We start from the raw sequence: 10,434 nt of genomic DNA on the forward strand, positions 1-10,434 counted from the left end.
ACAGGACAAATCTATTTTGATCAAATCAACAAAGCTAAAACAATCGAAGGTGTAGAAGCATTGAAAAATGAAATTTTGAAAGCTCACGCAGGAAATCCAGGTGAAAAAGATCCTGAAACACCAGAAGAAACAAAAAATGGATTTGATACAGAAAGAGAAGCTAGAATAGCAGCTGAAAAAGCATTAGAAAATGATCCAGTAAATAAATCTTACACAATAACACAAGGAGCAGATGGAAAATATTATTACCAATTATCTCCAGTTGAAAAAGGACTAGAAATTGGATATGAAACAAGAGAAGAAGCAGAAGCAGCAGCAAAAGAAGCTCTAGAAAATGATCCAATAAATAATGCATATGAAGTAAATCAAGGAGCAGATGGAAGATATTACTTCAGATTATTCTACAAAGAAGAAGAACAAAAACCAGGCGAAAAAGATCCAGCAAAACCAGGCGAAAAAGATCCAGCAAAACCAGGCGAAAAAGATCCAGCAAAACCAGGTGCAAAAGATCCAGCAAAACCAGGCGAAAAAGATCCAGCAGAACCAGGCGTAAAAGATCCAGCAAAACCAGGTGCAAAAAATCCAGCAAAAACAGAAGATAAGAAAAAAACACAACCATCAAAAGTTGTAAATAACAAAGCTAACAACGTTCAAACAGGTGTAGCAGGACTTACAGGCGTTGTAGCAACACTTGCAGCATCAGCAGTAGCACTTTTCAAATCAAAAAGAAAATAATTTATTATAAATAAATTAAAAACAAAATATCTCTCTCAAGAAAATATCCTGAGAGGGGTATTTTTTTGTGAATTTTAATAAATTTTATTTTACTGATAGTTTCAAAATTCAAAATATTTAATGAAAAATGATATAATTAATTAAGGTGATTTAATGTATATAAAAACTTCTGTTAGAAAACTTATAGAATTTGTAATGAGAAGTGGGGATATTGATAATTCTTTCAGGGACAATAATAGGATGGTCGAAGGAATCAAAGCCCATCAAAAAATTCAAAAATCTTATGATAAAAATTACCAAGCTGAATTCTATCTTAAAAACATTACTAAAATTGACGATATGGAATTTCACGTTGAGGGTAGGGCTGATGGTCTTTTGAAAAAGAAAGGCAAAATAATTATTGACGAAATAAAATCCACTACAAGAAATCTCGACAAATTGGATGATTCAAATAAACTACACTGGGCTCAAGCTTTTTGCTATGGGTATTTTTATGGTGTAAAAAATGATTTGAAAAATATCACTATAAGGCTAACTTATGTATCATTAGATGATTATAAGACAAAAACTTTTGAAAAAGAAAAAAGTCTTGATTATCTTTACGAATTTTACATAAATTTATTAAAAGAATATATTAATTTTTCAAAAATTTTATCCAAAAACCTTGAAAAAAGAAATATTAGTGCAAATAATTTGACTTTTCCCTATGATGGCTACAGAAAAGGGCAAAGAAAGATGGCTGTTGCTGTTTATAGGGCGATTCTTGATAAGAAAAATTTATTTGTAGATGCTCCGACTGGAACTGGAAAGACTATTTCTACAATTTTTCCTGCTGTAAAATCTTTGGGAGAAGGCTTGACCGACAAAATTTTCTACCTAACTTCAAAAAATACAACGGCAAAAGAAGCTCTAAAATCTTTGTATTTATTGAAAGAAAAAAATTTATCGATCAAGGCAGTTTCTATTACAAGCAAGGAGAAAATTTGTTTAAATGATGAAATTTCTTGCAACCCTGAATCTTGTCCTTTTGCAAGGGGGCATTTTGATAGGGTAAATGATGGACTAAAAGATATTTTGGAAAATGAAGACATAATGGACTATGACATCATCACTTCTTATTCAGAAAAACACAGACTTTGTCCCCTAGAGTTTGAGCTTGATATTTCCTTGTACTGCGACATAATAATTTGCGATTATAATTATGTTTTCGATCCAAATGTTTATTTGAGAAGATTTTTTGATGATAGCCTTGATGAATATTTGTTTTTAATTGATGAGGCCCACAATCTTTTGGAAAGGTCAAGAAAGATGTTCTCTCATAATTTTGTTGATTCTGATTTTATGGAATTAAGAAAATCTATGGATATAAAAAAAGATTTAAAAATAATTAAATCAATTGATTCTATTTTGGATGAATTTGAAAAAATGTATAAAAATTATGGGAAAAAATTATTTTATTATTCGACTGACAATAATGACAATTTTGACAAAAAACTTATGGCTTTATCAAAAAAATTGGAAAAAGTTTTGATAAAGGATAAAAAAAGAGAAGATTATGATAAAATAGAAGATATGTTTTTTGAAATAAACCATCATCTAAAAATTTCTGATAATTTTAGGGAGGGTTTTTATCAAACTTTGACCTATGATGAAAATTCTATGGAAAAAATTTATGAAATCAAGTGTATTGATCCTTCAAAAGTTTTGAAAGAAAAGTATAAACTGGCAAGGTCAAGTATATTTTTTTCAGCAACCCTTTCTCCAATGGATTTTTATAGAAAAATGCTTGGGGCTTCCGATAGTTTGAAAGTTCATTTGGATTTGCCCTTTGATAAGAAAAATTTTGCCATTTTTGCAAGTCCAATTTCTACTAGGTATAAAGATAGAAATAATAATTTGATGGATATAGCTGACCTTATCCATGAATTTATCAATGCAAAAAAGGGGAATTATTTTATATTTTTTCCTTCATTTTCATATCTAACAGATGTTTATGAATATTACAAGGAAAATTTTAATGACGAAATTTTAGTTCAAGAAAGGTCGATGTCTCCAGTAGAAAGGCATAAATTTTTGCAAAATTTCACTTACGATAGCCAAAAAACTGCATTTTTGGTCTTGGGTGGAATTTTTTCTGAGGGAGTTGATTTGAAAGGCGATAGGCTAATTGGTTCAATGGTAATTTCAGTTGGAATGCCGGGAGTAAGCGATGAGAGAAATTTAATAAAAAAGCATTTTGACGAAATTTCTCACAATGGTTTTGATTATTCCTACACTTATCCGGGCTTAAATAAAATTTTCCAAGCAGCAGGAAGGCTAATCAGAGGAGAAAAAGACAGGGGAATAATTTATTTGGTGGATGATAGGTTTTTGTGGGATAAGTACAGAAGGCTTTATCCTAGACATTGGTCAAATATAAGAGAAGTAAAAAATAAAAAAGAATTAAAAATCTTGGTTGAAAGATTTTGGAATAGAGGAGAATAAATGAGAGAAAAACCAATAAAAGATGTAGAAATAATAGATATGTCTTATCCAAATATTTCTATAGGAAAAATTGATGAAGAAAAGACTGTCCAATTTAAGGGCGGAGTTTTGGGACAAAAGGTAAGAGTAAAAATAACCAAAAACAGGGGCAAGAATAAAAAAGGAAAATTTATGGAAGTTTTGGAAGAATCCAAAATAGAAAATTCCAAAGAATTTTGCCCTCATGCAGGAATTTGTGGTGGTTGTTCTTACCAAAAAATGGGATACGAAACAGAGCTTTTATTAAAGTATGATATGATAAAAAAACTTTTAAAAAATTCTCATATTGATATTGCAGATCTTTCAATCATTAGAAGTCCAAAAATAAAAGAATACAGAAATAAAATGGAATACACTTTTGGGGATTCTTACAAGGACGGGCCACTTGTTTTGGGACTTCACAGACAAAATAGATTTTATGAAATTGTCGATACAGATGGGTGCAATATTGTTGATAGCGATTTTGAAACAATAAGAAAACACGTACAAAAATATTTTAGAGAAAAAAATACAAGTTTTTATCACAAAAAAGCTCATACAGGACTTTTGCGTAATTTAATAGTAAGAAAAGCACTTCACACTGGAGAAATTATGGTAGTCCTTGTAACAAGCTCAGACAAATCTTTTGATCCAATGAGAAGAGATTTATTTGCTCACAATCTCTTAAATGCAAAAACCAAGGGGAGAATTGTTTCAATTTATCATGTGATTAACGATAGTTTATCAGATGCAGTAAAAGTAGATTCAATCGAACTTTTATTTGGGAAAAAATATATAGAAGAAAAAATGAACGATTTGAAATTTCAAATTTCCCCATTTTCATTTTTTCAACCAAATGTATATACAGCAGAAAAAATCTATCAAAAAGCAATAGAATTAGCAAATGTAGATAAAAACAAAAACGTCCTAGATCTATATTCAGGAACAGGAACCATAACCCAACTATTTGCAAAATCCGCAAATAAAGCTATGGGAATAGAAATAATAGAAGAAGCAGTAGAAAAAGCCTTCGATAATGCAAAAGAAAATGAAATAGAAAATATAAACTTTATAGCAGGAGATGTTTTAGAAAAAATAGACCTAGTAAAAGGAAAATACGACATAGTAGTAATAGACCCACCAAGAGAAGGCATTCACCCAAAAGCAATAAAAAAAATAATAGACATATCCCCAGAAGAATTTGTCTACATATCCTGCAACCCAAAAACTCAAGTAAGAGACCTAGAAATCTTCATAAAAAACGGCTACAAAATAAAAAAATACCAAGCCTTCGACCAATTCCCTAGGTCAAGGCATGTGGAGACTATAGCGTTGATACAAAAGATGTAAACCTAGAAATCCTGCATTTTAAGCAGTTTTATAAGCATTTTGTCTTCGATAAAGATGAAGAAGGATTTGTTAAAAAGACTCAAAAAAACTACATGGATGTGAAAGTTGTTTTGCAACTGGTATGAGGAAACACAAAAAATATAATTAACTCATTTTGTACTTTCTACAAGAGTAGCGTAAAAGGCTGCTCTTTTTTTTCTAGTAAGTGAGTATATATAAATTTTAAATATAACTAATAATACAAAATCTGATTTCCTAAAAGCAGAAGTCCAGACTTCCGAAAATCGGAATTCAAGAACTCCGAATAACAGATTTCTAGAAATCCGAAAATCGGAGAGTAACTATAATAATATTAGTAATATTGAGTTAAGAAAGAATAATTTTAGAAGAGGAATAAGGATTCGTTACATTCTTTTTTAAAAATGGAAAATTATAAGCCAACTTTACATATTCGCTTTTATAACATATAATAAAAGCATAGATGAGAGGAGGCGGACTATGAATACACTTAAAGAATATATACAAGAAAATTTAGTAATAACTAACAAAGAAGCAGAAGAACTTGGATATACTAGGCATAATCTATCAGAATTAACAAAAATCGGACAATTAGAAAGATTAAGACCAGGACTATATCAAATAAAAGGAAAGGTTATAGATGATTTTATTTTAATATCATCTAATAGTAATCGAATTATATTTTCCCATCAAACAGCCCTCTACCTCCACGACCTATCAGATAGAACTCCAAATGTATTTCATATATCTGTACCCCAAGGCTACAATGCCAGCCATATCAAAAAGAGGTACGAAGATCTACAAGTTCACTATGTAAAAAAAGATTTATACGAAATAGGAAAGACAGAAATAAAATCACCACAAGGCAATCTCATACCAGTTTATGATATTGAAAGAACGGTTTGCGATATCATAATTGACAGAGAAAAAATAGATAAGCAAATTTTCACAGAAGCAATAAAAAGATACTTTAAATCACCAAATAAAAACCTAAGACGATTAATAAAATACGGTAGACTATTTAAAATAGAAGATGAAATTAGAAAATACATGGAGGTATTATCATGATTAATATCGAGAGTATAAAGGGCAAGATAAGAAGTCTTGCAGAGAAGAAAAATCTGAAGTCGCAAGAAGTTTTGCAAATATATTTTTTTGAAAGATTTTTAGAAAGGCTATCTAAATCAAATTACAAAAATAATTTTGTAATAAAAGGAGGATTCTTAATATCTTCCTTAATTGGAATTGAAAATAGAACAACTATGGACATGGATACAACCATTAAAGGCATAGCACTAAAAGAAGAAAAAATAAAAGAAATAATAGAAGAAATTATAAATATCAATGTAGATGATGGAATAAGATTTGAAATAAAGGACATTAGTTATATTAGAGAAGAGGATGAGTACGAGAACTTTAGAATTTCACTAATAGCAAATGTTGGAAAAACTAAAAATCCAATGAAACTAGACCTAACAACAGGAGATGCAATAACACCAAAAGAGATAGAATACACCTATCCATGTATATTTACCAAAGAAGATATTAAAATAATGGCATATCCATTAGAAACAATTTTAGCTGAAAAATACGAAACCATAATCAGAAGAAATATAACAACAACACGAATGAGAGACTTTTACGATCTATACACTCTCTACAAACTAAAAAAAGATGGTATAAATTATAAAATTTTAAAAGAAGCAATAGAGAGAACCTCAAACAAAAGAGGAAGTCAGGAGATAATGCAAGACTCTGAGGAAATAATCGAGAATATAAAAGAAGATTCATACCTGAGATCCTTGTGGGAAGTATATTTCAGTGAAAATAAGTATATTGGAGATTTGACCTTTGATAAGGTTGTTGGTGTAGTGAGAATTATTTCAAATAGAATCAATGAGATGTAATTTAACAGACACTGTCTGGCATATCATAGATAAAAAATATTAAGTATTAGAGAAGTGAAATGATTTTATTTTTTTAAGCATAAATTTTATATCAAGGAGAACGTTTTATTTTTGACGTATATTTAATGATATAATAGAATAAATAAAATATTTAAGTAGGATGTAGTGATATCATTTAATTATAAAATGTTATTACAAAAATAAAAGAATTAGGTATGATAAATAGTGAATTTATGGAAAAGCAAAATTAGGAAAATTACATTTTATAAATTAAGACAGACAAAATTTAATTACAGATGTTCTGTTTTTGATATTTTTGAATTAGAAGGCATACAGAAGATTATAGAGTGATTTTTGAAAAAACTAATTAAATATTATAAAGGTTACATGATAAATGCATGACGACATAAAAGTGAGGTGATTATATTGGAATATTCGAACTATTATATGAATTTACCATTAGATTTAGCAGGTAGTAGAACGAAAAATAGATTTAGAGTTGAATTGTTGTGGGGAGTTGGTAAATTAATTGATGCATATAAGCTGTACGATGACTATACAATTGTGTTTGATTTCAAATGTGATATTGAATTGCATCGTGATAATGGTCTTGATTTTTACCAGGTGAAAACAATAAATAGAGGTAATCATAGTTCTAAAACACTAACTAAGAGAAAAGGAAATAGTAGATCTATTTTGGGAACATTGTATGCTCTTTACAACCCAAATCATAATATAAAGCTGGCTGTAGTTTGTAATAAACATTTGAAAATTGATAGTAAAGAAGATTTAAGGCAAGAAGTTTGTTTAGGTGAGTTGGACAAAACAGTAATAGATTTTATTGAAGATAAATTGCAAGAAGAACTAAAGTTATCAGAAGTCATTCTTGATAATGTTTTTTATGTATGTGAAAGTATGGACTTAACAAATCCTCATTATGCTTTGCTTGGAAAGTTAATTGAAGCTTTCCAAGAAATAAAAAATGAAGAACCTAATAATCCTAATGCTTTATTTCGATTAGTATCTGATACAGCTCAGAAAAAAGCTTCTTATGAGATGGCAATCACTAATTATAATGATGTACTAGAATTAAAAGGAATTTCTAAAAATGAGTTTAATAAAATGCTTGAATCTCATAGGAAAAAATCTATAACAGGCATTGAACAGGTTAAAGATTATATTAAAACTTTATTCCCATCAGAAAGAAGATTATATAATCAAGCTTTAACTAATTTACTGGAAATTGATCAAAGCCATGAGTTGAATGTATTAAAGATATCAATTTTTGAGTATATTGAAGGGAATATAGATAAGATAAGAAACGAAAATGATCTTTTTAATATTTTAAATAATGTATTTGATAGTGAATTCCCTATAGAATACACAAAATACATGAAAAAAGTATTTTATTTAATGGTATTTTATTTATACACAGAGGGAGGTGATATTTAATGGATGTTATTTTCAATAAAATATATATTTTTGATATTTTAACTAAAGAAGCTTTTGTTACATGTTTTGAAAAAGGTTTAAATATTGTTACTTCTAGTAACATTGATGGAACAGATAGAGGGAAGTCAGTCTTGTTACGTAGTTTATATCATACTTTGGGTGCTGATGCCCACTTCGATAAAAAATGGAAAAATGAAGATAAAGTATATATTTTAGAGTTTTCGGTTAACGATAATATATATTTTATATATCGCCATAAAAAGTTATTCAAAGTATTTAATGATGTTTTTAAGATATTATTTCAAACATCAACTATAATTGAGTTATCATATTTTTTAAGCAATATTTGGGATTTTGAAATATTTTTACCGAATAGAAGGACTGAGAAGCTGGAGATTGCTCCACCAGCATATACATATGTAATGAATTTTATTGACCAAGATTATTATGATGGAACATACTTTAGTTCCTTTAAGAGATTAGGACAATATCAAAATTTTAAACCTGATGTAATATATGCACAATTTGGAATATATGATAAGAATTATTTTGAACATGTTGAAAGTAAACAAAATTTATTGGAACGTATAAATGATTCAGAAGACGCATACAGAGAAACTAGTAGAATGAAAGAAAAAGTATCTAAACTATTAGGTAATATTGTTGTGCCTGAAAATTTAAAAGAGCTTGAAAGGGAGCTTTCTATTAGAACAAAGGAATATGATTATATTCTGAATTCTATTAATAAATTTAGGTATGAGCTTACAAATTTACGAAATGAAAAGTATGAGCTTGAAATTGCATTGAACCAAATTGAAAGGTTTAAGAATAAAAAGGAAAAAGAAATAAAGTATATTTTAAATACAGATATATGTCCTGAATGCCATTCAGTTTTGAAAGATACAACTGATCTTAGAAGTAAAAGATACAATTCAATTGAGGATTCGTTATATATAAAGGACAGCATATATGAGGATATAGAAAAGATTTCAAAATCAATTTTACAAATAGAGGGTAGTTATAAAGAGTTTTTAGATAAGTTGGAATCATACAAGAAAAACATTGGTATAGCTAAGACAGAAATAAAAAATTATAGCAGCTATATGGGGCTAAATGAATTATATAATAGTTTAAATTTAGAGTTATTTAATGAGTTTAATTTGCAAGGAGAACTTAAAGAGAAGCTAGAAAATATTGAGGAAGACTTGAAGGAAGTATCTAAAATTAAATCGGATATCAATAAAAAATATTATGATATGATTGATAGGGAAGTCTTAAAGTTTGGATTGAATGAGTTAGAGGAAGCACAATATAAAGCAATTAATCGAGTTTTTTGTGCAAGTGGAAGTAATAAACCAATTTCAACAGTTATATGGTATTTTATACTTAATGATATTAAAAAAATTTTTAATAATAAATGCTTGAATTTACCTATGGTATTAGATAGCCCTAAGAATGCGGAGATGGATTATGATAAGGCACAATCCTTAATTGAATATATATTAGATAATTCATCAAATTATACCCAATTGATTTTTTCATCAATTGGGTTTGAAAGAAGGAATTTTGAATTTGAAAGCGAAATAAATATTATAGAGCTAAAGAATGACAAATATCAGTTGCTTGATTCTGAAACTTTCTCAAAATATAAATATGTTTTAGAAAATGCTTTAAGTGCCCAATTGATTAAATAGTAAGATAAAATCACCTATATATCTACATCCTAGTCTACATGAATAAATGATTTTTTCTTATTTTATAAAGTTTAACGATATTGTATTTTTATTAAGAATACTCTTGCAAAAGGGTATTCTTTTTTTATTGCTTACTTTAGTGAATTGAGCGAACGAAAGAATTCATGTGGAGGAAATTAGCTTTAGCTTCAAGCACCAAGAAAACATCCTTAAAGTATAATTTTGATAATAGCATGGAAGCTGGATATGCAAAGATCATATAGTATTTGCACAAAAAAATAAGCTGAAATTAATTTCAGCTTAAGCTTGACTTTTGTTAGCAGGTTTTTGTTTCAAAATATGCTATAGAATATGATCTTTCGTGTTTTCATAAATTGAATATGGGCAGTAGATGGATGACATTTGAATGAAGATACCAAGACTTTTTCATCAGTTTTTTCGCTCTTAGTAATGTAATCTATTGCCAAATTTAGAGTTGATTTTATAGGATGTATTTTTGTAATTGCCATACTAATCACCAGAACTTTCTTTTGATTTATTTAGAAGTAGAGAGTGGATCTGCCATATTTCTTTTGATAATTTTTCTATCTGTTTATTCATTGAGTCGATTTCATTTTTGTAAATAATGCCAGTTGTATTAGTAGCCTTTGCAATCTGGTTTATGTTATTTGTTGCATTTGAAAGTAGCCATTGTAGGTTTCTAAATGGTTCTAAATCTACAACATAAATCTCTTTTTCCAATACACATTTTCTAAGAAAGTGGGACATAGTTTTGC

8 protein-coding genes and 1 pseudogene are annotated in these 10,434 nt (G+C 28.5%); 7 read left to right on the forward strand and 2 right to left on the reverse strand.

The genetic code is table 11. From position 1 onward, the window contains the following. From HMPREF0078_RS03035 to HMPREF0078_RS03065, 7 genes are all read left to right on the forward strand, one after another. On the forward strand, positions 1 to 735 hold a 735-nt coding region (locus HMPREF0078_RS03035), incomplete at its 5' end, for a DUF5633 domain-containing protein (protein WP_004838623.1). A gap of 153 nt (positions 736 to 888) precedes the next feature. Continuing rightward, entirely contained in the window at positions 889 to 3,219 is a 2,331-nt protein-coding gene (locus HMPREF0078_RS03040; protein ID WP_004838624.1) for an ATP-dependent DNA helicase, read from the forward strand. Beyond that, entirely contained in the window at positions 3,220 to 4,587 is a 1,368-nt protein-coding gene (gene rlmD, locus HMPREF0078_RS03045) for a 23S rRNA (uracil(1939)-C(5))-methyltransferase RlmD (RefSeq protein WP_004838625.1), read from the forward strand. Positions 4,588 to 5,085: 498 nt separating this feature from the next. Next, a complete protein-coding gene (locus HMPREF0078_RS03050; RefSeq protein ID WP_004838626.1) occupies positions 5,086 to 5,673 on the forward strand; it encodes a type IV toxin-antitoxin system AbiEi family antitoxin domain-containing protein in 588 nt (195 codons plus the stop codon). Continuing rightward, positions 5,670 to 6,512 carry a nucleotidyl transferase AbiEii/AbiGii toxin family protein gene (locus HMPREF0078_RS03055; RefSeq protein ID WP_004838627.1) on the forward strand — a complete coding sequence of 281 codons (843 nt, stop codon included), beginning with the start codon at positions 5,670 to 5,672 and terminating at the stop codon, positions 6,510 to 6,512. Before HMPREF0078_RS03050 ends, HMPREF0078_RS03055 begins: the two co-directional genes overlap by 4 nt. 447 nt (positions 6,513 to 6,959) lie before the next feature. Further along, a complete protein-coding gene (locus HMPREF0078_RS03060; RefSeq protein ID WP_004838628.1) occupies positions 6,960 to 7,964 on the forward strand; it encodes a DUF4297 domain-containing protein in 1,005 nt (334 codons plus the stop codon). Continuing rightward, entirely contained in the window at positions 7,964 to 9,658 is a 1,695-nt protein-coding gene (locus HMPREF0078_RS03065; RefSeq protein ID WP_004838629.1) for a hypothetical protein, read from the forward strand. The genes HMPREF0078_RS03060 and HMPREF0078_RS03065 overlap by 1 nt, the downstream gene beginning before the upstream one ends. Before the next feature lie 356 nt (positions 9,659 to 10,014). On the opposite strand, the pseudogene HMPREF0078_RS08965 reads toward HMPREF0078_RS03065, so the two are convergent. Together HMPREF0078_RS08965 and mobC are read right to left on the reverse strand one after the other, a co-directional pair. Further along, positions 10,015 to 10,167: pseudogene (locus tag HMPREF0078_RS08965) on the reverse strand (relaxase); the annotation flags it as partial. A gap of 1 nt (position 10,168) precedes the next feature. Then, a partial coding sequence (gene mobC / locus HMPREF0078_RS03075) for a plasmid mobilization relaxosome protein MobC (RefSeq protein ID WP_004838631.1) occupies positions 10,169 to 10,434 on the reverse strand: 266 nt, incomplete at its 5' end.

The sequence above is a fragment of the Anaerococcus vaginalis ATCC 51170 genome, assembly GCF_000163295.1.
GTDB lineage: Bacteria > Bacillota > Clostridia > Tissierellales > Peptoniphilaceae > Anaerococcus > Anaerococcus vaginalis.

What these genes read in the sequence shown, in the direction of transcription:
- HMPREF0078_RS03040 (WP_004838624.1), top strand. Translation starts at nt 889, where the DNA reads ATGTATATAAAAACTTCTGTTAGAAAACTTATAGAATTTGTAATGAGA.
- rlmD (WP_004838625.1), top strand. Translation starts at nt 3,220, where the DNA reads ATGAGAGAAAAACCAATAAAAGATGTAGAAATAATAGATATGTCTTAT.
- HMPREF0078_RS03050 (WP_004838626.1), top strand. Translation starts at nt 5,086, where the DNA reads ATGAATACACTTAAAGAATATATACAAGAAAATTTAGTAATAACTAAC.
- HMPREF0078_RS03055 (WP_004838627.1), top strand. Translation starts at nt 5,670, where the DNA reads ATGATTAATATCGAGAGTATAAAGGGCAAGATAAGAAGTCTTGCAGAG.
- HMPREF0078_RS03060 (WP_004838628.1), top strand. Translation starts at nt 6,960, where the DNA reads ATGAATTTACCATTAGATTTAGCAGGTAGTAGAACGAAAAATAGATTT.
- HMPREF0078_RS03065 (WP_004838629.1), top strand. Translation starts at nt 7,964, where the DNA reads ATGGATGTTATTTTCAATAAAATATATATTTTTGATATTTTAACTAAA.